Genomic DNA, 23,509 nt, shown 5'->3' with positions numbered 1-23,509 from the left:
GGAACCTGGACCGTTGCTGCCGCCGTTTGTCTGTGTACTCCCCTCGGAATCGCGGCGCAGCCAAGTCCAGTTGACGACTCCTACGCCCTGGAGCGCAGGGTGATGGTCGACGAACAGATTCGTGGCCGCGGGATCGAGGAACCGAGGCTGCTGGACGCCCTGGAGACGGTGCCTCGTCACGAATTCGTACCCCAGGCACTGCGGGACGAGGCGTACCGTGACGAACCGCTGCAGATCGGATCAGGCCAGACCGTGTCGCAGCCCTACCTCGTGGCCCTGATGGCCGACCTGCTGGAACTCGAAGGCGACGAGAAGCTGCTGGAAATCGGTACGGGTTCGGGCTACACGACGGCCGTCCTGGCGCATCTTGCCAGCCGGGTGTACACGATTGAGATCATCGACGACCTGGCCGAGCGGGCGAGAACGGTGCTGGACGAACTGGGCTACGGCAACGTCGAAGTGCGCGTCGGCGACGGCTACCGGGGCTGGCCGGAGGAGGCGCCGTTCGACGGCATCCTGGTCTCCGCGGCGCCCTCCGAGGTTCCCCCGCCCCTGATCGAGCAACTCAAGGTGAACGGCGTCCTGGTGGCCCCGGTCGGGCGAACCCTCCAGGATCTCGTCGTGATCCGGAAGACCGCCGACGGCCTGGTCCGACGGCAGGTCGATGTCGTGCGCTTCGTTCCCATGACAGGCCGCGCGCAGGACGACCCCGAGGGGGAGAACCCGAACTTCCCCTAGGGTGCCCGGCAGCGGATCAGCACGACCGTCTGATCGTCCCCCTGCGGCAGACCGGCCCCGAAACGCCTGACGTCATCGTCGATGGCCTCGACGATCTCGGACAACGGCCGGTCGCGCCGCTCCCGCAGGAACGTCTCGAGGCGCTCCTGCCCGTACTCCTCGTCCGCCGTCGACTCGCACTCGGTGATGCCGTCGCTATAGAGACAGACCAGGTCGCCCGGTTTCATCTCCACCGCATCGACCCGGTACGTCGCGCCGGGCAGGAGTCCAAGGGGCAAGCCGCTCGCGCCAAGCGGTGTCACTTCGCCGCTGCGACGAACCAGCAGCCCAGGGTTGTGTCCCGCATTGACGTATCGCACCGAGCGGTTCCCAGGATCGACCTCTACCAGGATCAGGGTGATGAAGCGATTGGGGGCACTCGACTCGACGATGTGCTTGTTGAGCCGCTCCACGAGTTCGGCCGAAGCCTCCACCGGGGCGCTCTTCCCTCCGGGACGGGCATCGTCGATCAGCAGGCGTAGCGCCGAGTCCAGGGTCGAGACCAGGAGGGCGGCCGGCATCCCCTTGCCGGTGACGTCGGCGACCACCATCCCGCGGCGCGAACCTGCGAACTGCAGCGAGCCGTAGTAGTCGCCCCCGACCTGGCGCGAGGGCCGGCTCCAGCCCACGGTCTCGAAGCAGCCGACGCTCGGCATGTCGGACGGCAGGATGCCCTGTTGAATCTCGGCCGCGAGTTCCACCTCGCGCTCCAGCCGCTCCTTCTCGAGGGCCTGGCGATGGAGGTTCGCGTTGGTCAGCGCGATGGCCGCCTGGTTCGCGAACAGGGAGAGCGCCCGGCGGTCCGGGGCCGCGAAGGGCCCGATGCCGGTTCGGCTCTCCTTGTCGGCGACCACCAGCAGGCCGACGTTGCCGCTGCCGCCGTCGCCTTCGATCGGTACGGCGAGGGAGTGCTCGGCGGCCGGAATGACGCCCGTCACCGCTTCCTCAAGGGCGGCTCCGTCGGAGCTCGCGGCCGGGGGTGCATCGATCACCTCACGCGCGCCGCCGCCGATCGTTCCGGTCAGCGCCAGCCTGCCTTCCGCGTCCCGCAGGTAGAAGGCGCCGCGCCGGGCGTCGAGGAGTGACACGGCGCGGAGCAGGATCTCCTCGGTCAACTCCTCCAGGTTCAGGGTCGAGGCGATCGCCAGTCCGACATCGTAGACCGCCTGCAGCGTGACCACGTTGTAGTTGTCGTGGAACTTCCGGTCCTTCAGTTCGTCCGCCAGCTCGCGCAGCCGCAGGCCAACAGCCAGGATACCTGCGAGTTCGGTTCCCACGGGCGGCACGGTGGCTTCGCTGCCGGCGCTCGCGCCGCTGCCGCCGGCCTCGTCGTCGAGGGCGTAGTAGAGGACCAGGTCGTGCTCCAGACGGGTCTCTTCCTTACCGAGCACGCCCCAGGAAGCGACCGGTCCCCCGTCCCGGCGGTAGATCTGGGCGCCGGCCAATCCTTGCTCCCGGCACCACCGCCTTACCAGCCGCGTCTGGACCGCACCGCTCTCCCACTCCGTGATGTCCGCCGACGCCGCCAGGCGCCAGAGTTCGCCGACACCCGCGGGCCGGCTGGCTGGAGAGTCAGGACCCGCCCGACTGGAGCTCACTGACAGCCGCCTGCTCGTCGGGATAGATCGTCGCGTACTGGGCCAGACCCATGATGTGGAACGTCTTGTCGATCGTCGGCGTGAGGTTGCAGAACGCCAGACGCCCCTTCACCTCGAGCATCTTTTCGATGATCTCGATCAGGATCGAGATGCCGATCGAGTTGACGATCTTCGTGCCCTGGAGGTTGAGCAGGAGCGATCGGTAGCCGTCGTCCAGCAGGGCGTAGGCGGCCTCGGCGATCTCCTCGCCCCCCTGGTTGTTGATGTAACCGTCCGTGTAGATGACCGCCAAATCCGGGCGGCGTTCCACGTCCAACTTCAGACCCTCGGTCATCGACCCGATCCAACTCCCTCGCGCATTCGTCAGCGCGCCTTCGACATGACGACCGATGTGCCGCCCTCACCCGAAAGCACGTTCACCTCGTCCATCAAGCCCTCGATGATCCTCAAGCCCCATCCCCGCTTGCGGATGGACCTGAGGTTGTCTTCGATTCTCGGTTGTACCACCTTGGCGGGATCGAATCCAACTCCCTGGTCCTGGATCGTAATCCGCAGCACCCGCGGATCGTCGGCTTCCGCCGGCCCCAGCACCGCCAACTCGAGATGCAGCTTGCCGTCGGCGGCGCCGCTGTGTTCGATCGCGTTGATGCACGCCTCGACGACCGCCATGCCCACTTCCTCGACCTTGTCGGTGCTCATCCGTATGGACTTCGCCACCGCGCAGGCGCTCGCACGCGCCTTGAGCTCCATGTCAGGCGCGAGCCTGAACGTCAGATGGGTCTCTTCGAGTACCCCGAACTCAGACATGGAGGAACAAGCGGAGCGCGCCGGGGCGACGGTGCCGGCGCCGCTAGGCGGTTAGAAACAGCTTCAGACAGTAGATCACCGCGGGATGCATTTGATCGTTCAGCAGAAACCATACGAAACTCGCGACAACCGCAGAAGACCAGAACACGCCGGCCGGAACCGAAGTGAAGACCCAGTCCAGGAAACTGGACAGAACCCCCGCCCCGGAGGCAGACGCGGCAGCGCCTCCACGGTCCAAAAAACTGAACTGCGACCCTACCATCACGCCGACCTCCCTTCGATTTCCTTTCCCCACGAGCAAGTACGCTGCCAACATGGGGGCGGCGGCCCGCTGGAGCCAGGATCTGAGGCCTGACAGCGCCTTCCGCAAGACGGGGGCGCACCGACCCGGAGCTCGGGAGCGCGGCAACATGTCCCAACGGGAGACCGAACCGACCCTCGCGGTCGACTGGAGTCCGACAAGAAGCCATAGCCTACGTACTATAGGGACATTATGGCTCTTATTGGGACAAAATGCTCCGATTCGCGTCTCGCTGCTGGCGGACAGATCAGAAGCGACCGCGCGACAGCGTCCGCCGGTGCACGCCGAGCAGTTTCGCGGCGGCGCTCTTGTTGCCACCGGTCATGCGGATCACCCTCCGCACGTGGCGGCGCTTGACGGTCTCCAGATCGAGCGGCTCGGGTCCCTGTGCGCCCGAATCCGCGCCTCCGATCAACGACTGAATCAGCGACGCGTCGACGACGCCGTCGGCCAGAGAGACAGCTCCCTCGACGATGTTCTGAAGCTCACGGACATTGCCGGGATAGTCGTGCGCCAGGAGCAGGTTCAGGGCCCCGCGGTCGAACTGCGGCGGCTCGACCGCCTCGCGGTCGCAGAAGCGCTCGGTGAAATGCCGGACTAGATGCGGGATGTCCCGGCGCCGCTCACGCAGCGGCGGCAACTCGACGCTGATCCCCTTCAGGCGGTAGTACAGGTCCTCCCGGAAGCGGCCCTCGGCCACTAGCTGCTCCAGGGGCTGGTGGGTCGCGGCGACGACACGGGTATCGACCGGGATCGCCTGGTGTCCGCCGACGCGGACGATCTCGCGCTCCTGGAGCGCGCGCAGCAGCTTGACCTGCGAAGCAACATCGAGATCGGCCACTTCGTCGAGGAAGAGGGTGCCCCCATCGGCCAGTTCGAAGCGGCCCAGGCGAGCCCGCACGCCAGTGGCCACGCCGCCCTCGATACCGAACAGCTCACTCTCCAGCAAGCTCTCCGGAAGGGCGGCGCAGTTGACCGCCACCAGCGGTCCCGAACGCTCCGAGCGCCCGTGCAGCAGCGCCGCCATCAGTTCCTTTCCGGTGCCGCTCTCACCCCGCAGCAGGACGCTGACGCTACGAGGCGCGACCCGGTCGAGGACCTCCAGGATGCGCCGCATGGCCGGCGCGTAGGCCACGATCCGCTGCCCGCCGACCTCCGCGAGGTCGTCCAGTCGTTCCTTGAGGAGCTTGTTCTCCTCCGCCAGACGCTCGCGGGAGGTGACCAGACGTTCGACCTGGCGCAGACCGTCCAGCGCAACACCGGCCAGCGCCGCGACGGACCTCAGAAAGCGCCGGTCGCCTTCACTGAACCCGGGCGCGCCCGCGCCGCGCGCCTCCTTGTCGAGCACCGCCACGAAGCCGAGCAGGGAGTCGCGCGACTTGAGCGGCGCGGCCAACAGGGAACGAAACTCGCGGTCCGCCAGCTTTCCGTCGCTGCGGGCCACGGTTTCGTCCTGGGCCAGCAGGTCGTGCCACAGGGGACCGGCGAGAAGCGCCTCGGCGGACGGTGGACGGTTGCCGAAGCCCACCGTCGCGGCGGCGCGGGCGACCCCGAAGCGGTCCCGAGTCACCGCGGCCGCGGCCGCCGGATCGACCGCCGCGCACACCCGCTGCAACAGGTCGTCGAGCAGCCCCTGCTCCGACTCGTGAGAGTAGAGCGCCACGACCAGGTCGTAGAGTGTCTCGAGCTGCAGGCGCTGCCGGCGACCGGCCAGGTCCGAGGATGGGTTCGAGGCGGCCACGCTTTCTCCTTCGGCCTTACCTCAGCTCGCCCTTCGCACCGGCGTTCGCGCCGCCAGGACCCGGCGCAGGAAAGCTCCGGTGTGACTCTCGGGAGCGGCCGCGACCTGCTCCGGGGTGCCGGCCGCCACGACCCGACCTCCAGCGGCTCCACCCTCCGGCCCCAGGTCGATGATCCAGTCCGCGTTCTTGATCACGTCCAGATTGTGCTCCACCACCAGCACCGTGTTGCCGCGGTCGACGAGTCGTTGCAGCAGGGCAACCAGGCGCCGCACGTCGTCGAAGTGGAGGCCGGTGGTGGGCTCGTCGAGCAGGTAGAGGCTGCGTCCGGTCGCCCTTTTGGAGAGCTCGGTCGCCAGCTTCACCCGCTGCGCCTCGCCGCCTGAGAGCGTGGTCGCGGGCTGGCCCAGCCGGATGTACCCGAGCCCCACTTCGTCCAGCGTCGAGAGGATGCGGTCGATGGCCGGGATGTTGGCGAAGAAGCTCCTCGCGTTCTCCACGCTCATCGCCAGAATGTCCGCGATGTTCTTGTCCTTGTAGCGGACCTGAAGGGTCTCCCGGTCGTAGCGCAGGCCGCCGCAGATGTCGCAAGTGACGTAGACGTCGGGCAGAAAGTGCATCTCGATCTTGTTCTGGCCATCGCCGGCGCAGGCCTCGCAGCGTCCGCCCTTCACGTTGAAGCTGAACCGGCCCGGCTTGTAGCCGCGCGCTCGCGCCTCCGTGGTCTTCGCCATCAGGGTGCGAATCGGCGTAAAGACGTTCGTGTACGTCGCCGGGTTCGAGCGCGGCGTCCGGCCGATCGGGCTCTGGTCGATCGCGATCACCTTGTCGAGATGCTCCAGGCCCTCGATCCGGTCATGGTCTCCGGGCGCGTCGGCCGCGCGGTAGAAGGCCCTTGCCAGCGCCTTGTACAGAACCTCGTTGACCAGACTGCTCTTGCCGGAGCCCGACACCCCGGTGACCAGAATGAAGCATCCCAGCGGCAGGTCCACGTCGAGGTCGACCAGGTTGTTCTGGCGGGCGCCGCGAATGCCGAGCCAGCTCCCGTTGCCCGGCCGCCGTCCCTCCGGCACCGGCACCTCCGACTCTCCACGCAGGTAGGACGCGGTGAGCGAACCCTGCGCCTGCTCGACCTCGGCGAGCGGCCCTTCCGCCACCACTTCGCCACCGTGCTCGCCAGCTCGCGGCCCCAGGTCGACGATCCAGTCCGCCTCGCGCATCGTTTCCTCGTCGTGTTCAACCAGCAGGACGGAGTTGCCGAGGTCGCGCATTCCCTTGAGCGTTCTGAGCAACTTCGCGTTGTCCCGCTGGTGCAGGCCGATCGAGGGTTCGTCCAGCACGTAGAGCACACCCTGCAGCTTGCTGCCGATCTGGGTGGCCAGCCGGATCCGCTGGCTTTCTCCTCCGGAGAGAGTCCCCGAAGTCCGGTCCAGATGGAGGTACCCGAGCCCGACATCTTCGAGGAACGTCAGCCGATCTTCCACCTCCTGCAGGATCTTGCCCGCGATCTGCCGCTCCTTCGTGGTCAGCCCCAGACCGCCGACCACCCGCCGCAGGTCGCCGATCGGCATCGAGGTCAGGTCGTCGATCGAACGGCCGGCGACGGTCACCGCCAGCGCCTCGGGGCGTAGCCTGCGGCCCGCGCAAGAGCCGCAGGTGCGGACGGACATGTACTTCTCGATCTCGGCCCGCACACCGGGCGACGCCGTGTCGGAGTGGCGCCGCGTCAGCATCGGCACCACGCCCTCATAACGCCCCCGCCACTGGTAGGATGACCGCCGCCCCTTGATCTCGAACGCGATCTCCCGGCTGCCCGAGCCGTAGAGCACGACCTGCCGCGCCTCCTCCGACAACTCGCACCAGGGGGTCGAGAGGTCGAAGCCGAGTTCGGCCGCCACGGTCCTGAGCATCCGCAATCGCCACGAACTGGAGGTCGTGGGGAAGGGCCGCAGCACGCCTGCCTTGATCGACCTGCGCGGATCGTCGAGGATTCGCTCCTCGTCCACAGCCATCGAAGAGCCCAGACCGCCGCACTCGGGGCAAGCGCCGTAGGGACTGTTGAACGAGAACAGGCGCGGGGAGATCTCCGCCAGGCTGGAGCCGCAGTCCGCGCAGGCGTAGTGTTGCGACATCGTTTCCTCGGGCAGACCCTGGGGCGCCACGATGAGCAGCCCGCGCCCCACCTCGAGCGCGGTCTCGAACGAGGAGGCCAACCGCTGTTCGATCCCGGGTCGCGTGACCAGCCGGTCGACCACGATTTCGATCGTGTGCTTCCTGTTCTTGTCCAGCGCCGGTAGATCACCTGAGAGTTCGACGAGTTCGCCGTCGATGCGGGCCCGCAGAAAGCCCTCGCGGACCATCTGCTCGAGCTGACGGCGGTACTCGCCCTTCTTGCCCCGGACGTAGGGAGCGAGAAGCAGGAGGCGCGTGCCCTCCGGCAAGGCGGCAACCCGGTCCACCATCTGCTGCACGGTCTGGGGCCGGATCTCCTTGCCGCACTCCGGGCAGTGAGGCACACCCACGGAGGCGTACAGCAGCCGCAGGTAGTCCAGGATCTCGGTGACCGTGCCGACCGTTGACCGAGGGTTGCGCGACACCGACTTCTGCTCGATCGAAATCGCCGGCGACAGACCCTCGATCGAGTCGACATCCGGCTTCTCGACCTGGTGCAGGAACTGGCGAGCGTAGGCCGAGAGCGACTCGACGTAGCGGCGCTGCCCTTCGGCGAACAACGTGTCGAACGCGAGCGAGGACTTGCCGGAACCCGACACGCCCGTGACCACGACCAACTGGTCGCGCGGGATCTCAACCGTGATGTTCTTCAGGTTGTGCTCGCGGGCGCCGCGAACGACGATCTTCTTACCGCTCACGGGTCGTGCTCCCCGGGTTTCCCCTGCCCGGAAGAGCCGGCCCGCATCCGCCGGCGCCCGCGGAACACTTCGCGGGCCTCCCGATCGAGTGTCCTCTCGCGCTCGCGCTGCCGCTTGTCGTGCAACTTCCTGCCCTCGGCCAGGGCCAGCTCGACCTTGATCCGGTTTGCCTTCAGGTAGACGGAAAGCGGAACCACCGTCAGGCCCCGATCGCGGGTGCGCCCGAAGAGACGGTCGATCTCGCGCCGGTTCAGGAGCAACCGGCGCGGCCGTTCCAGTTCGTGGTTCTCCCGGTTGCCGTGACTGTAGGCCGAGATGTGCGCGTCCACCAGCCAGGCCTCGTGGTCCCGGAAGGCGACGTAGCTGTCCCGCAACTGGATCTTGCCGCCGCGAATCGACTTGACCTCAGTGCCCAGGAGTTCGATGCCCGCTTCGAAGCGCTCCAGCACCCGGTACTGCCGCCTCGCCTTTCGATTCACCGCCAGAGGCAGGCCGCCCGCCGGGGAGTGTCGGTTGGTGCGCTTGGCCATGCGTGTTCATCCCAGGCATCTCGCGCGACACCCGGGTCCACGGACTGCCGCTCGACGCTTGCCGGAGTCTACCCCTGCGACAGACCGCAGCCGTGCGGTCGAGGCGCCACAGATGTGTGGCAAACACGCCACAGTTCCGGCCGCAGGAACCACCCGCAAGGGGAACGGGTCGATGCCGAAGAACCAGAGAAACCCTTGAAATCATGGGAACTTGAATGGGTTGCACCGGCTCTACGGCGGCTGGCACGATCCCTGCTCAGTCAAGACCGCCGATGGGCAGACGCGCCAATGGAGCGAACGGGAGTCCAGGCCGTTCCTTCCGATCCGACAGCGCCCGCGACCGTCTCTTCCGGCAGCAGACGATCCGCCGGCCCACCGCCATCTCGGGAGTGGGCATCCACACCGGCAAGGAAACCAATCTGCGGATCCTACCGGCACCGGTCGGCAGCGGGATCCGGTTCCGCCGCACCGATGCCGGCAGCGTCGAGGTCCGGGCCGATCTCAAGGACGTCAGTTCCCTCGAGCTGGCGACGACACTCGGCCGCGACGATGTCACCGTGTCGACCGTGGAGCATCTGCTCGCCGCGGTCTACGCCCTCGGCATCGACAATCTGGTCGTGGAGATGGATGGCCCCGAAGTGCCGATCCTGGACGGTTCGGCGATGCCCTACCTGCTGCTCCTGCAGGCGGCCGGGATTCGCCGGCAGAACGCCGACCGGCGGATCGTGGCGATGACCTCGGTGATCGAGTTCAAGCGCGGCGACAAGTGGCTGCGCGCTTCCCCCTACCCGGGACTGCGCCTCGACTACACGATCGATTTCCCGGGCTGCGCCGTCGGACGGCAACGGCTGCAGATGGAAGTCGATCGGGCCAGCTTCGAGCGCGACCTCGCGCCGGCACGAACGTTCTGCCGTCAGGTGGATGTCGAGAAGATGCAGCGGGCCGGACTGGGTCTTGGCGGCTCCGTCGACAACTGCATCGTGTTCGACGACAAGGGAGCGGTGAACACCGACCTGCGCTTCGCCGACGAGCCGGTGCGTCACAAGGCACTCGATGCGATCGGCGACTTCACCCTGCTGGGCGCGCCGATCTGGGGCCACTTCGAGATCCTGCGCGGCGGCCACCTGCTCCACTACGAACTGCTCAAGGAACTGGTCGCGAATCCGCAGTGCTGGACCTGGATGGTCGGGGAAGAGTTGCCGCCGCAAGCGGACCTGCCTCTCGATCCGAAGCAGCCCCCGGCCTGGGCGCCGGTTCTGGCCGGTCCTCCGCAATAGCGCAGCCGACGGCAGCCCACCGGGGCTGGTAGTGTCGCCCCCATGAGAGTCCCGTGGGCGGGGCGGCTGATCTGCGCGCTCAGCCTGTCGAGCGTCCTGGGCGCCGACATACTCGCGGCCCAGCCCCCACGAGAAGGTTCCAACCGAAGCCGCAAGGCCGGCATCGCCGCGCTTTCCGTCGTCCGCGACGGTTCGGCGCTCCTGGTCAGCTTCCGCCTCGACCGCGCCCTGGACGAACGGACCTGGGAGAAGATCGAAAGCGGTCTACCGACCGGCTTCACGTACGACATCGAGGTCCAGAGGCTACGCCGCCGGTGGTTCGACCAGCGCGTCGGCGCGACCCGGCTGCAGGTCGTAGCGATGTACAACGCCCTCACCCGCGAGTACCAGGTCAACTTCAGGCGCGACGGCGAACTCTACGCCAGCCGCGTCGTCACCTCGGCCGCCGACCTCGAGCGGGCGTTGACGGTCTTCGAGGAGCTGCCGTCGATCGAGATCGAGGACGATCGGGCGGGTCGTTTCGTCCTCCGCGTGCGCGCGGAATTGCGATCACGGACCCGTCTCGGCCTGATCCCCGATCGGGTACATACGGCCTGGGTCAAGACCCCACCCTTCCCTCCGTTCCGGCGATCGGTCCGGGACACGCGGGCCAAGTGAGATGACCACGACCCAGGGCACTCCCCCGCGCTCCCTGCGAGAGCTGATCAAGAGCAACCGGTTCCTCGTCTGGCTTCTGGTCCTAGCCCTCGCGGTACCGACGGCCGGCTACTACGCGCTTCAGCGCGGACGCGAGATCGACCCCGCGGCGCTCAACAACAGCATCCTCCTGTTCGCGCTGCGCAACCTGAACGTGGTGCTGATCCTGATCGTCGCGTTCGTCCTCGTCCGCAACCTGACCAAGCTGTGGATCGAGCGGCGGCGGCAGCGTCTTGGGGCCAAGTTTCGCACCAAGCTGATCCTCACCTACATCGGGCTGTCGCTGCTTCCGGGACTGGTTTTGTTCCTCTACGCGACCGAACTGCTGCAGGGCTCGATCGACCGCATGTTCCGCACCGACATCGACGATCTGCTGGAACCGGCGAACCAGGTCTCCCAGGCCCTCACGTCCACCCACCAGGACCAGTTGCTGCGCGACGCGGAACGCTTACTCAGCGAAACGGCCGATCTCGACCTGGAGGATCCGCGCGGCCGCGGCAGCCTGTCGCGTGCCCTCGGGGAGACGCTGTCGTCGGCCGACCTGGACTACCTGGCCGTCTACCGCGACACGACCTTCGTCCATGCGACGGTCAACCCCCAGACCCTGTCGGAAATGCCCGAACCGACCCGCGGCATGCTGCTGGAAGCGATCCGCACCGGCGCCGCCCGCGCGGTCGACCAGGTCTCCGGTAGGGAGGAGCGCCTGATCCTGGGTGCGGCGGCGACCGACGGCGCCGACGAACCCACCGTGGCGGTCGCCGGGAGGCTGCTCGATGCCGAACTGGCCGGCAACACGGAAACCCTGATCGGCGCCTACCAGTCGCGCCGGCAACTGCACGCCCAGCGGGACGAGATACGGGCCGCGTACTGGCTCCTGTTCCTGACCGTCACCCTGTGCATCCTGCTCGTTTCCTGCTGGGTCGGCCTCTACGTGGCCGGACGGGTGACCGGACCGATCGAGGCCCTGGCCGCCGGTACCCGGCGCATCGCCGGCGGCGACCTGCAACACCGCGTCGAGGCCGCCGCCGACGACGAGGTGCAGGTGCTCGTCGACTCCTTCAACCGGATGACCGACGCGCTCGAGGACTCGAACCGCGATCTGGTTGCCACGAATCGCCGTCTGGACGCCGAGCGCGCGCGGATCGAGGCGGTGCTCGAGAGCGGTCCCGCCGGCGTCCTGTCGCTCGATCGCGACGGCAGGATCCTGACATGCAACCGCGCCGCCCTCGAGATGCTGGGGCTGGCCCCCGACACGGTACTCGCCGGCTCGCCCCCGGAAGCTCTGGGCGAACTGCTGCCCGACCGCGGAATCGAAGCCGTGTTCGCCGACCTGCCCGACGCCACACGCAGGCGTCGGCGCCCGCAAACCACTCCGGCGCGCCGGGAAGTCAGCCTCGGCGGCAAGGACGACTGGAAGACGCTGGAGGTGAAGACCAGTCCGCTGCGCGCCCCGAGCGGAGCCGGCGGCTTCGAACTGCTCGGCCACGTCATCGTGATCGAGGATCTCACCGCTCTGCTCGACGCCCAGAAGGCCGCCACCTGGACCGAAGCGGCCCGGCGCATCGCGCACGAGATCAAGAACCCGCTGACGCCGATCAAGCTCGCCGCGGAACGCATGCTCCGCAAGTCCAGGAACAGGGACAGGAGCCTGGATGCCGCGGTCGAGGAAGGGTCTTCCGTCATCGTGCGGGAGGTCGGCAACATGCTGAACCTGGTCGACGAGTTCGCCCGCTACGCTCGCATGCGCCGGCCCCAGCCCCGCGACGTCGACGTCGAGCGGCTCATCGGCGAAACGGTCGATCTCTACCGCGAACTGAAACCGGGCGTCGAAGTCGAGGCGCTGATCGAAGCCGGGGAAGACGGTCTGCACGTCAAGCTCGACGCCGACCAGATGCGCTCCGCCCTGGTCAACCTGCTGGACAACGCGATCGCCGCCACCACTCCGCCGGGCCAGGTCACGGTCCGCGCCGGCCGCAGCAACGGCGTCTTCGACCTGTCCGTCAGCGACACGGGAAGCGGCGTCCCGAAGGCGGCACGCGAGAAGCTGTTCCTGCCCTACTTCTCGACGAAGGGAAGGGGCTCCGGACTCGGTCTGGCCATCGTCCAGCGCATCGTCAGCGACCACAACGGCTCGATCCGGGTCGAGGACAACCAACCGCACGGCACGACGTTCTCGATCGAGCTGCCGCAGTAGCTTCCGGACCGGCAGCTATTCCATGACGAGCAAGGCCCGCATTCTGGTCGTCGACGACGAGGCCGGCATCCGGCAGACGCTGAGGGGGATCCTCGAGGACGAGGGTCACTCGGTCACGACCGCCGCGGACGGGGTCAGCGGGCGCGCCCTGATGTCGAGCGACGAGTTCGATCTCGTCCTGCTCGACGTGTGGCTGCCCGACCGCGACGGCCTGGATCTGCTCTCGGAACTCCGCGATGGACGCTTCACGACACCGGTCATCGTCATCTCCGGCCACGGCAACATCGACACGGCGGTCAAGGCGATGCGGATCGGCGCCCACGACTTCCTGGAGAAGCCCCTGGCGCTGAACCGGGTCGTGGTCTCGGTGGAGAACGCGCTCGAGCGCTACCGCCTCGAGCGGGAAGTGCAGGAACTCTCCAACCGGCTCGAGCCGGAACGGCATCTGATCGGCGATTCCGAGCCGATGCGCAGACTGGGCAGCGACCTGGAGCTTGCCGCCCGAGCCGAGAGCCGTATCCTGATCACCGGCGAAAACGGGACCGGCAAGGAGCTCGTCGCCCGCCGCGTGCACAGCCTCTCGCGGCGCAGCAGCAGCGCCTTCGTCGAGGTGAACTGCGCCGCGATCCCCGAAGAACTGATCGAGAGCGAGCTCTTCGGGCACGTCAAGGGCGCCTTCACCGGGGCATCCGGCAGCCGCCGCGGACGCTTCGAACAGGCCGACGGGGGCACTTTGTTCCTCGACGAGATCGCGGACATGTCGCTCGCAACCCAGGCCAAGGTCCTGCGGGTGCTCGAAGAGCAGCGGTTCGAGCGGGTGGGCGGCAGCGATCCGATCGACGTCGACGTCCGGGTGCTGGCAGCGACGAACAAGGACCTGGAGGGAGACGAGCTACCGGCCGGGCGCTTCCGCGAGGACCTCTACTTCCGGCTGGCCGTGATTCCGCTCCACGTGCCCGCCCTGCGTGAGCGGAGAGAGGACATTCCGGCGCTCGTCGACCACTTCATGAAGCGCTTCGCCGCCGAGGCCGGACGCCGGCCCAAGGCCGTCGACGCGGCGGCGCTCGAGCGCCTGGTCGCCTACTCCTGGCCGGGCAACGTGCGAGAGCTCCGCAACCTGACCGAGCGGCTGATGATCATGGCGCCCGGGAAAGCGGTCGGTCTCGCGGATCTGCCGCCCCGGATCCGCGGCAAGGGCGTGGTCGCCCCGATCGAGGACGACTACGCGTCACTCAAGGAGGCGCGCGAGGCCTTCGAGCGGCTCTACATCGAGCAGCGGCTGATCGCCGCCGGCGGCAACGTCTCCCAGACCGCCCGCGACCTCGGGATCGACCGGCGCCACCTGTACCGCAAGCTCCGCGCCTACGGCATCGACCCGGGGCGCGGCCAGTGAAGCGAACGTCGTGAAGCGGTTCGTCGTCGGCACGGCCGGCCACGTCGACCACGGCAAGACGCGGCTTGTTGAGGCCCTGACCGGCGTCGACTGCGACCGCTGGGAGGAAGAGAAACGGCGCGGCATCACGATCGATCTCGGTTTCGCGTCGATGCTGGAGGACGGCTGGCAGATCGGCTTCGTCGACGTTCCGGGCCACGAGCGGTTCGTGCGCAACGCGCTCGCGGGCCTGGGCGGCATCCAGATGATGGTCCTCGTCGTGGCCGCCGACGAAGGGGTCATGCCCCAGACCCTGGAGCACCTCGCCATCTGCTCGCTGCTCCGGATTCCGGCCGGCGTCGCGGTGCTCTCGAAGATCGATCTGGTGCCAGCCGATCTGCTGGAGCTGGCGCAACTGGAGCTGGAGGAGACGCTGGCCGACACGCCGTTCGCCGAGGCGCCCATTCTGCCGGTGTCGGCCGAAACCGGAGAGGGACTCGAGCGGCTTCGCAAGACCCTGGTGGACCTCGCACGCGAAGCGGCGCCGCTCGACCGCCACAGCAGGCTGCCAGCCCGCCTGCCGATCGACCGCGCCTTCCAGCTCCAGGGACTCGGTGTGCTGGTCACCGGCACACTGGCCAGGGGAACCATCGCGGCCGGCGACGAACTCGACGTTCTGCCGTCCGGCACAAGCGCTCGTGTGCGCAGCATCGAAGTTCACGGAGAAAGCCGTGAACGGGCGCAGGCCGGCGAACGCACCTCGCTGCAACTGGTCGGCGTCGGCCTGGAGGACGTTGCCCGAGGCTGCGAACTGACCGCTCCGGGCGTCTACCGGGCCACGTCCTCCCTGCTCGTGCGCTGCCGGCTGCTCGAGTCCGCGCCCGAACCGCTCCAGGGGAGCTGCTCCGTGCGGCTGCACGTGATGGCGGCCCAGCGGGTCGGCAGGCTGCGGCCCCTGTCCCCCGAGGGCCTCCAGCCGGGCGGAGAGGCCATCGCGGAGATCCGCCTGGAGGAGCCGCTGGTGGCGATTCGCGGTGACCGTTTCGTGATCCGCCGGCCGTCTCCCCAGACAACGCTCGGCGGCGGCGAGGTGCTGGACCCGGCCTGGAGGCACAGACGCGGCAAGGCCCTCGGGACGACGATCGAGGCGCTCGGCAAGGACACCGCCTCGGCAGCCGTGCAGTGGACCGCCGATGGCCGGGAGGCCGGCCTCGCAACCTCCGAACTCGCCTTGCGCCTGGGAGTCGTCCGCGGCGACGCCGCGAGCGTGCTGACCGACGCCGCCAGGGAGGGCCTGCTACTCGAAGCAGGACCCGAGCGCTTCGTCACCGCCGGCACCGTGCGCAGCGTGTCGCGTCGCGCCCGGCGGTTGGTCGAGGCGCACTTCGCCGCCGATCGCCTGTCCCGCGGCATGCCCAAGGCCGAACTCGTCCGGCGCCTGCTCGGCGCCCGCGCGGGCGATCTCGCCCCCGCCTACCTCGACTGGGCAAGCCAGGGAGATTCCGACCGGGCGGTGACGGTCGACGGCGACCTCGTCACCCTGCCCGGCCGCACCGGCGAACTGACCGGCGCGGAGTCGAAGCTGGCCCAGGACATCGTCGAGGGGTTCGAGAAGCAGGGGCTCGCCCCCGGCTCCCCCGAGGAACTCTGCCGCACCCTCGGCGCCAAGCCACAGCTCTTCGACGGCGTGCTCCGCTACCTCGTCGAACGCGGCCGCCTGGCCCGCCTTCCGAACGGCCTCGTTCTGGCCTCCAGCTCCCTGGAGCGGTTCCAGGCCGACCTGCTAGCCACGGGCTGGGACACCTTCACCGTCGCCGAGTTCAAGGACCGCTTCGGCCTCACCCGCAAGTGGGCGATTCCCCTGCTGGAGCACCTGGACCGGCAGCGGCTGACGCGGCGGGAGGGGGACCGGCGCCGGGTGCTGCGGCCGCGGGGGTAGGCCACGCTCGCTGCTAACCTGCCCGACCTGCCCCGGGAAAGGAGCAAGACCATGACGAGCACTGACCAGATGTCCTTTGGCGTGGTCCTCCAGCCCGACCCGCCGATCTCCCGCGTCGTCGAACTCGCGGTCATGGCCGAGGGCCGAGGATTCGACCAGTGCTGGCTCTTCGATTCCCACGTCCTGTGGCCGGAGCCGTTCGTCATCTTCTCGCAGATCCTGGCGAGGACGGAGCGGATGGGCGTCGGACCGATGGTGACGAACCCGGGCACGAGGGACATCACGGTGCTCGGTTCGCTGTTCGCGACGCTGGACTCCATGTACCCGGGACGCACGCTCTGCGCGATGGGGCGAGGAGACTCGGCGCTGCGCTACATCGGCCGGCGGCCCGAATCGCTCGCGGCCTCGGTGAACGCGATGAATGTCATCCGGGCGCTGTTCGCCGGCCGCGATGCGGACCTGGGCGGCGCGACGGTGCGGATCCCCTGGCGCGAGGAGAGCGGCGCCGAGTTGCCGGTGTGGTTCGCCGCCTACGGCCCGAAGGCGCTGGAGGTCGTCGGCCGTCACGCCGACGGCTTCGTACTGCAACTCGCGGACCCGAAGATCCTCGAGTGGACGCTCCAGGCGGTGCGCGACGCCGCCGAAGACGAGGGCCGCGACCCGGACGCGATCACGGTCTGCGTGGTCGCTCCGGCCTACGTCGGCGACGACCTGGCGCATCAACGGGACCAGCTGCGCTGGTTCGGCGGCATGGTCGGCAACCACATCCACGATCTCGTCATGCGCTACGGCGAGGACGACTCGAAGGTGCCCCACGCGCTCGCCGAGTACATCCGCCAGCGGCAGGGGTACGACTACTCCCACCACGGCCGCAGCGGCAACCCGGACACCGAGTTCGTGCCCGACGGCATCGTCGACCGTCTGTGCGTGCTCGGGCCGGCGGAGGCCCACATCGAGAAGTTGCGGGAACTGCAGTCCCTGGGTGTCGACCACTTCGCCGTCTACCTGATGCACGACGACAAGGAAGGCACGCTCGCGGCGTACGGCGACCAGGTGATGCCGGCGCTGCGGGGCGCGTGATCAGGCCTTCGCTTCGTACCAGTCGGGGCCCGAGTCGATGTCGACGACGAGCGGCACGCGCAGGTCCGCGACTCCCTCCATCTCCTCTCTGACCAGGGCCGACAGTTCGTCGATGGCGCCGGCCGGCGCCTCGAGCACGAGCTCGTCGTGGACGGTCAGCAGGAGTCGGGCCGCCCCGAGTTCCGCCCGCAGCCGGCGGTCGACGGCGATCATCGCCAACTTCAGAAGATCGGCCGCCGTGCCCTGGATGCGGGCGTTGACGGCCATCCGCCGCGTGTTCTCGCGCACCGCGCGATTGCGGCTCTTGATGTCCGGCAGGTAGCGGACCCGGCCGTAGAGGGTCTCGACGCGGAGTTCCTCCTCCGCCTGCGCAAGCGTCCGTTCGGTGTAGGTGCGCACGCCGGGGAAGCGCTCGAAGTAGGCGTCGATGAAGGCCTGCGCCTCCCCTCGCGCGATGCCCAGGGCGCGGGCGAGGCCGAACGCGGACATCCCGTAGATGATCCCGAAGTTGATCGTCTTGGAGGCCCGCCGCTGCTCGTCGGTCACCAGGGCCGGGGCCACGCCGAACACGGTGGCCGCGGTCGAGCGATGAATGTCGCCGCCGTGCTGGAAGATGTCGATCAGCGCCTCGTCGCCCGAGATGTGCGCGAGCACCCGCAGCTCGATCTGGCTGTAGTCCGCGACCAGGAGCAGGTAGCCGTCGCGGGCGCGAAAAGCGCGGCGTACCTGGCGCCCGATGTCGGTGCGGATCGGGATGTTCTGCAGGTTCGGGTCGTGCGAGGACAGCCGCCCGGTGGCCGCCACCGCCTGGTGGTAGCGGGTGTGGAGGCGCCCGTCCTCCGCCACGAGGTGCGGCAGCGCGTCGACGTAGGTCGATTTGAGCTTCGTCAGCTCCCGGTATTGGAGCACCTTGGCCGGCAGGTCGAAGCCACGCTGCGCGAGTTGCTCCAGCACCTCCGCGCCGGTGGAGTACTTCTTCGTCTTGCGGGTGCGGCCGAGCACCGGCAGCCCCAGCTTCTCGAACAGGATGACGCCGAGCTGAGTCGGTGACTGGATGTTGAACCGCTCGCCCGCGAGGTCGAAGATCTCCTCGGCGAGGTCGCCGCTATCGAGCTCGAGGCGGCGCGACATCTCGCCCAGCACGCCGGCATCGAGCTCGATGCCCTCCTCCTCCATCGCCGCGAGGACCGGCAACAGGGGCACCTCGATGCCCTCGTAGACCTCGCGCGCCCCGGGCGACTCTCCCCACTGGGGAGTGATCGCTTCGAGGATCAGTGCGGGTAGCACCGCCTGTTCGGCCGCGTAGACAGCGAGACCCGGGTCGTCGCCGAGCGCCGCCGTGGCATCTCCCAACCCCGCGTCCGCCGGCGTCGTCGCCTTGTAGAAGAGGCGGTCGAGGGCGACGGTCGCCAGCCCGAAGCTCCGCACCGCGGAGTGAACCAGGTAGGCCATCAGCATCGTGTCGACGAGCCGCGCGGACACCCGCGGACGACCCTCCCCGTGCGGGCAGAGCCGGACGACTTCCTTCAGATCGTGACCGATCAGCTCGAGGGCAGGATCTGCGAGCCACGCCCGCAGCGTCGCCGCCACGGCTTCCCGCATCCCTGGACGCCCGAAGTCCGCGAAGCCGGCCCGGCCGATCGTCCCGTCCAAGTCTCGGCCGACGGTGCCTCCGATTGGCGCGAACGACAGCCCCACCGGTTCGCCGCCGCGCCGGAAGACGACGCCGACTGCGATGCGGGGACTCAGGACCCGTGCCGCCTCCTCGAACTCCTCGACGGAGTCCAGGATGACCGCCGGCTCGATCTCGGGTCCGCCGCTCTCGCTCTCGAGCTCCTTGAGCAGGCTCCAGAACTCGAACTCGCGGCATAGTTCGGCCAGCGCCTCGTAGTCCGGCGCCTCCATCCTCAAGGCCTCGGCATCGAAGGGGACGTCGAGGTCGGTGTGGATCGTGACCAGCTCCTTCGACAGCAGGGCCTGGTCGGCGTGTTCCCGCAGCCCCTCGCGGTAGGCCTTGCGCTTGAGTTCGGGCGCCGCCTCGAGCAGCGTCTGGAGGTCGCCGTACTCGCGGATCAGCGTCTGCGCGCCCTTCTGGCCGATCCCCGGCACGCCCGGCACGTTGTCCACCTTGTCGCCGACCAGGGCGAGGACGTCGACCACCTGCTCCGGCGGCACCCCGAAGTCCTGCTCGACCAGGGCAGGGTCGTAGGTCTTCTCGCGACCGGTGTGGAGCAGCGATACCCGGTCGCTCACGAGCTGGAACAGGTCCTTGTCCGCGCTGACGATCGTCACGTCGTAGCCCGCCTCCTGCCCCCTGCTCCCCAGGGTCCCGAGAACGTCGTCCGCCTCGTAGCGCTCCAGTTCGAGGATGGGGATGCGGAAGGCCTCGATCGCGCGGCGGATCGCCGGCATCTGCGCCCGCAGGTCCTCCGGCATCGGCGCCCGGTTCGCCTTGTACTCCGCGTACGCCTCGGTCCGCACCGTGGCACGCCCCACGTCCAGCGCGATCCCGAGCAGCGGCGGTTCTTCCTCGCGCAGCAACTTGCGCAGCATGTTGATGAAGCCGTAGATCGCGTTGGTCGGTTCGCCCGCCGACGTCGACAAACCCCGGATCGCGTAGAAGGCCCGGAAGATCGTCGAGTACCCGTCGATCAGGAAGAGGCGCTTCGCGGTCACGGCGGGGACTACTCTAGTGTCGATCTGGTGTCGAGTCGTAGGATGTCGGTGTCCTGCAACGAACTGTCGCCTCGAGCCATGCCTCGGACACTCCCCGCCCTTCTTCTTCTCACCGCGCTCGTCCCGGCCGCGGCGCCCGCGCAACCGACCGAGGAGCAAGTGCGGCTGCACGGCATCGGCTACGCCCAACTCGAAAACGAGCGGGAAGCCGAAGCCGAGAGCACCTACCGGGAGCTCATCGCACTCGCGCCCGACGAGCCCCTCGGTCACGCGAACCTGGCCGTCGCGCTGCTCCGGCAGGACGAGAAGGACGCGGCGCTCGCCGCGATCGACCGCGCCCTGGAACTCGGCGGCAACCGGGCCGACCTGCTGCTGATCCGCGCCGAGATCCTGCAGTGGACGAGCCGCAACGACGAGGCGCTGGTGGACTACCGCCGGGCCGCCCGCGGCGCGCCCGACGACTCCGAAACCCAGTACGCCCTGTTCCGGCACGCGGAGATCATGAGCGGACCGGAGGCCGAAGCCGATCGGCGCACCGCGGTCGACCGGCTCAGGCGCCTGCGACCCGACAACCTGGTCATCCTGCTGCTCTCCGGAGAGGCCGCCCTCGACAACGGCGACCGCGGCCGCGCGAGCGACGACTACCTCCGCGTGCGGGAGCTGATCTGGCAGGCCCAGCCGGTCGCCGAACGGGCGGTCGAGGAAGTCCTCGACGCCCTGGAAGCGGACGACCTGGACCGCGCACGCAGTCTCGCCCGGAGAGTCACGAACGTCATGAAAGGGACCGCCGGCTGGACAAGCAGCCAGGCCGAGGTCTTCACGAACATCCAGGGCATTCCCGTCGAGCGCTTCGAGGACGAGTCGCCCATCGAGGACTTCGGGCCGGCGCTCCCGGTCCGTTTCCGGGCCAGCCGCATCGACAACGCGGCCGCCTCCGGACGCGCACTCGAAGTCGCGGACTTCGACGGCGACGACCGGCCCGACATCGCGTGGGTGGCCGCCGGGGAGGGCTCGGACCCACCACTCCCGCGGCTCCAGTTGCGGCGCGCCTCCGCCGGCCTCGCGGCGTCCGGCACGGCTCCGGAAACGGGCGCCCGACTGCTGGTCGCCGGCGACACCGACAACGACCGGCGGCTCGACCTGGTCGCCGTCGGCGATCCCCTGGCCGTCTGGCAGGTCGATGCCTCCGCCGACACGCCCCGCTTCGGCGACGCCAGCGACCGCTTCCTGGCGCAGCCGTTCGGCGTGGACGCCGCCGACCTGATCGACTTCGACAGCGACGGCGACCTCGATCTCGCCGTTGCGCGGACCGGCGGCGGGCCCGATCTGCTGCGGAACGTCTCCGGCGAGGAGGTCTTCGAGGGCTCGCTCGAGGCGCTGGGACCCAAGGCGCTGCCGCAGGTCGAGCCGCGCCGCTTCCACCACCTTCAAGCCACCGACGCCGACCGCGACGGCGACACGGATCTGCTGCTGGCCCATGACGCCGGCGTGCTGTGGCTGGACAACCTGCGCCAGGGGCGCTTCGCGGAGAGGACACCTCCAGCACCCGAGGGGAACCTGCTGGGAAGGCTCGTCGGCCGGCTGCTCGGCGACGACTCGGAGCCCGCACTCACGACCGGGACGCCGGTGCGCGTCGTTCGTACCGCCGACCTCGACCGCGACGGGATTCCCGAGTTCGTGCTCGCCGGCGCCTCCACGGTCATCCTGAGGACCGGCGAGAACGGTGCGCTTGCCCCCTTTCCGCTGGCACTGGAATCGGTCGCCCTGCCCACGGACGCCACCGACCTGGCCCTGCTCGACGCCGACAACGACGGCCGCCGCGACCTCGCCCTGGTCGCCGATGGCGAGCTGCGGGTGCTGACGCAGACCTCCGAATCGGGACCGGAGGCGCTCGAGTTCCAGCTCGCGCAGGTTCTCGGACTGCCCCGCGACGCCGGGATCTCGGCGGTGCGGGCCGATGACCTGGACGGCGACGGCGACCAGGATCTGGTGGCGGCAGGCGCCTCCGGCCTCTACCGGATCGAGAACCTGAACGGCTCCGAGAACAACTGGCTCCGGGTTCGCCTGGTCGGCCTCGACATCGGCAACCAGAAGAACAACGTCTTCGGCCGCGGCACGACGATCGAAGTCAAGTCGGAGCGGGCGTACCAGTACATCGAGGTCGACCGGCCGGTCACCCACATCGGGCTCGGCAGCCGCCGCCGGCCCGACCTGATCCGCGTCGTCTGGGCCAACGGCGTGCCGCAGAACCGTCTCGAGCCGGGCGAGAACCTGACGATCGTCGAGGAGCAGGTGCTCAAGGGAAGCTGTCCCTTCCTGTACACCTGGGACGGCGAGAAGATCAGCTTCGTCACCGACCTGCTGTGGGGCGCGCCGCTCGGCATGCCCCTCGCGGACGGCGTCTGGAACGGCTACGACCCGGACGAACTGGTGCGAGTCGACGGAGCCCGGACCCGGAACGGGTACTACGACCTGCGGATCACCGAGGAGCTGTGGGAGGCCGCCTACATCGACCGCGTGCGGCTGTGGGTGGTCGACCATCGCGAAGGCGTTGAGGTCGCGAGCAACCTCCGTATCGTCCCGGGCCGGGGACACATCGGCAGGCCGTCCGACGTCGTCGTCTCGAGCGCCGTGGTCCGCCCCGTCGTTCACGCCATGGACGGCCGCGGCCGCGACGTGACGGAGCGCGTCCGCGCCCGCGACGAGATCTACGCCGACGGCTACGCGCGCTCGCGCTTCCAGGGCCACGCCGCCGAGCCCTGGACGTTCACCTTCGACCTCGGCGAAGCGCCCGGCAAACCGGTCCGGCTGTGGCTGGACGGCTGGGTGTTCCCCGCCGACGCCAGCCTGAACCTCGCCATCGCCCAGGCGGTGGAGCACGGCGACCTGGAGATGGTCATGACCCGGCTAGAGGTCGAAACCGGGGACGGCTGGCGGCCCCTGGTCGATCCGATGGGCTTCCCGCCCGGCAAGACGAAGACGATGGTCGTCGACACGCCGCCGCTGCCGGTCGGCGCCACGAGGCTCCGGATCGTGACCACCCGCTGGCTGCACTGGGACCGCGTCGCCTGGAGCACCGACCTGGGCGGCGCCGACGGCGATGATGTCGTCATCCAGGCGCGTCTGGACGCGGCGAGCGCCGCCCTCTCCTACCGCGGATTCTCGGCGCCGACCCGGCCCGCACCCAACGGCCCGCACCTGTTCGACTACCAGCGCACCGGCACGGAGTCCCCCTGGCTGCCCTTCCCCGGCCGGTACACCCGCTTCGGCGATGTCCGCGAGCTCCTCGTCGACGTCGACGACCGCCAGGTCGTGATCGGACCGGGCGACGAGATCCGGGTCCTGTTCGACGCCCGCGAGCTGCCGCCGCTGGCGCCGGGCCACGTCCGCACCGTGTTTCTCGAGAGCTTTGGCTGGGACAAGGACGCCGACCGTAATACCTGGAAGGCGGACAGCAACCTGCCGCTGCCCTTCCACGCGATGTCCGGCTACCCGTTCGCGCCGGGCGAGGCTTATCCTCGAACGCCGGAACTCGACGCCTACCGCGCCGATTGGCTGACCCGGGTCGTCGGCCCGGAGACGCCGTTCAGTCCGGTCCCGGCGCCCGCCTCGGGCCGCTGAGACAAGTCGCCGTCTCCACTCCGCTACGCTAG

The 23,509-nt window shown here is 69.0% G+C and carries 15 protein-coding genes; 8 read left to right on the top strand and 7 right to left on the bottom strand.

What is annotated here, in order from left to right:
- Positions 1–102 precede the first annotated feature (102 nt).
- Complete coding sequence (locus OXG83_12520; GenBank protein ID MCY3965857.1) at positions 103–738, top strand: protein-L-isoaspartate(D-aspartate) O-methyltransferase; 636 nt, start codon at positions 103–105, stop codon at positions 736–738.
- Here the strand turns inward: OXG83_12520 and OXG83_12515 are convergent.
- From OXG83_12515 to smpB, 6 genes are all read right to left on the bottom strand, one after another.
- Entirely contained in the window at positions 735–2,375 is a 1,641-nt protein-coding gene (locus tag OXG83_12515) for a SpoIIE family protein phosphatase (protein MCY3965856.1), read from the bottom strand. The genes OXG83_12520 and OXG83_12515 overlap by 4 nt on opposite strands.
- A complete protein-coding gene (locus OXG83_12510; GenBank protein MCY3965855.1) occupies positions 2,350–2,709 on the bottom strand; it encodes an STAS domain-containing protein in 360 nt (119 codons plus the stop codon). The genes OXG83_12515 and OXG83_12510 overlap by 26 nt, the downstream gene beginning before the upstream one ends.
- Before the next feature lie 29 nt (positions 2,710–2,738).
- Positions 2,739–3,182 (bottom strand): ATP-binding protein, encoded by a 444-nt coding sequence (locus OXG83_12505; protein MCY3965854.1) that lies wholly within the window; start codon positions 3,180–3,182, stop codon positions 2,739–2,741.
- Between the two features lie 548 nt (positions 3,183–3,730).
- On the bottom strand, positions 3,731–5,224 hold the full coding sequence (locus OXG83_12500) for a sigma 54-interacting transcriptional regulator (GenBank protein MCY3965853.1): 1,494 nt from the start codon (positions 5,222–5,224) through the stop codon (positions 3,731–3,733).
- A gap of 21 nt (positions 5,225–5,245) precedes the next feature.
- Positions 5,246–8,092 carry an excinuclease ABC subunit UvrA gene (gene uvrA, locus OXG83_12495; protein ID MCY3965852.1) on the bottom strand — a complete coding sequence of 949 codons (2,847 nt, stop codon included), beginning with the start codon at positions 8,090–8,092 and terminating at the stop codon, positions 5,246–5,248.
- Entirely contained in the window at positions 8,089–8,622 is a 534-nt protein-coding gene (gene smpB / locus OXG83_12490) for an SsrA-binding protein SmpB (GenBank protein MCY3965851.1), read from the bottom strand. The genes uvrA and smpB overlap by 4 nt, the downstream gene beginning before the upstream one ends.
- Positions 8,623–8,894: 272 nt before the next feature.
- On the opposite strand from smpB, the gene lpxC reads away from it, so the two are divergent.
- The 6 genes from lpxC (at position 8,895) to OXG83_12460 (ending at position 17,180) form a co-directional block, all read left to right on the top strand.
- Positions 8,895–9,899: a UDP-3-O-acyl-N-acetylglucosamine deacetylase gene (lpxC, locus tag OXG83_12485; GenBank protein MCY3965850.1), complete on the top strand. Its 1,005-nt coding sequence runs from the start codon at positions 8,895–8,897 to the stop codon at positions 9,897–9,899.
- Between the two features lie 42 nt (positions 9,900–9,941).
- Positions 9,942–10,556 (top strand): DUF4390 domain-containing protein, encoded by a 615-nt coding sequence (locus tag OXG83_12480; protein MCY3965849.1) that lies wholly within the window; start codon positions 9,942–9,944, stop codon positions 10,554–10,556.
- A gap of 1 nt (position 10,557) precedes the next feature.
- The gene (locus OXG83_12475; GenBank protein MCY3965848.1) at positions 10,558–12,789 is read left to right on the top strand and encodes an ATP-binding protein; all 2,232 of its coding nucleotides are present in this window, start codon (positions 10,558–10,560) and stop codon (positions 12,787–12,789) included.
- 22 nt (positions 12,790–12,811) lie between these two features.
- Complete coding sequence (locus OXG83_12470; GenBank protein ID MCY3965847.1) at positions 12,812–14,182, top strand: sigma-54 dependent transcriptional regulator; 1,371 nt, start codon at positions 12,812–12,814, stop codon at positions 14,180–14,182.
- 10 nt (positions 14,183–14,192) lie between these two features.
- On the top strand, positions 14,193–16,100 hold the full coding sequence (gene selB, locus OXG83_12465) for a selenocysteine-specific translation elongation factor (protein MCY3965846.1): 1,908 nt from the start codon (positions 14,193–14,195) through the stop codon (positions 16,098–16,100).
- Positions 16,101–16,169: 69 nt separating this feature from the next.
- Positions 16,170–17,180 carry a TIGR03842 family LLM class F420-dependent oxidoreductase gene (locus OXG83_12460; protein ID MCY3965845.1) on the top strand — a complete coding sequence of 337 codons (1,011 nt, stop codon included), beginning with the start codon at positions 16,170–16,172 and terminating at the stop codon, positions 17,178–17,180.
- Here OXG83_12460 and polA read toward each other — a convergent pair whose 3' ends face one another.
- Complete coding sequence (gene polA / locus OXG83_12455) at positions 17,181–19,856, bottom strand: DNA polymerase I (GenBank protein ID MCY3965844.1); 2,676 nt, start codon at positions 19,854–19,856, stop codon at positions 17,181–17,183. It lies immediately after the preceding gene.
- A gap of 78 nt (positions 19,857–19,934) precedes the next feature.
- Here polA and OXG83_12450 point away from each other — a divergent pair, with 78 nt between their 5' ends.
- A complete protein-coding gene (locus OXG83_12450; GenBank protein ID MCY3965843.1) occupies positions 19,935–23,477 on the top strand; it encodes an FG-GAP-like repeat-containing protein in 3,543 nt (1,180 codons plus the stop codon).
- The last annotated feature ends 32 nt before the right edge of the window (positions 23,478–23,509 follow it).

The organism is Acidobacteriota bacterium (genome assembly GCA_026707545.1).
In the GTDB taxonomy this organism is placed as follows: domain Bacteria; phylum Acidobacteriota; class Thermoanaerobaculia; order Multivoradales; family Multivoraceae; genus Multivorans.
This window is presented reverse-complemented; position numbering and strand designations above follow the sequence as displayed.

Coding starts and splice junctions, on each gene's coding strand:
- OXG83_12510 (MCY3965855.1), bottom strand. CDS start 2,709: ATGACCGAGGGTCTGAAGTTGGACGTGGAACGCCGCCCGGATTTGGCG.
- OXG83_12475 (MCY3965848.1), top strand. CDS start 10,558: ATGACCACGACCCAGGGCACTCCCCCGCGCTCCCTGCGAGAGCTGATC.
- lpxC (MCY3965850.1), top strand. CDS start 8,895: ATGGGCAGACGCGCCAATGGAGCGAACGGGAGTCCAGGCCGTTCCTTC.
- OXG83_12450 (MCY3965843.1), top strand. CDS start 19,935: ATGCCTCGGACACTCCCCGCCCTTCTTCTTCTCACCGCGCTCGTCCCG.
- OXG83_12470 (MCY3965847.1), top strand. CDS start 12,812: ATGACGAGCAAGGCCCGCATTCTGGTCGTCGACGACGAGGCCGGCATC.
- OXG83_12505 (MCY3965854.1), bottom strand. CDS start 3,182: ATGTCTGAGTTCGGGGTACTCGAAGAGACCCATCTGACGTTCAGGCTC.
- OXG83_12480 (MCY3965849.1), top strand. CDS start 9,942: ATGAGAGTCCCGTGGGCGGGGCGGCTGATCTGCGCGCTCAGCCTGTCG.
- smpB (MCY3965851.1), bottom strand. CDS start 8,622: ATGGCCAAGCGCACCAACCGACACTCCCCGGCGGGCGGCCTGCCTCTG.
- OXG83_12460 (MCY3965845.1), top strand. CDS start 16,170: ATGTCCTTTGGCGTGGTCCTCCAGCCCGACCCGCCGATCTCCCGCGTC.
- OXG83_12520 (MCY3965857.1), top strand. CDS start 103: ATGGTCGACGAACAGATTCGTGGCCGCGGGATCGAGGAACCGAGGCTG.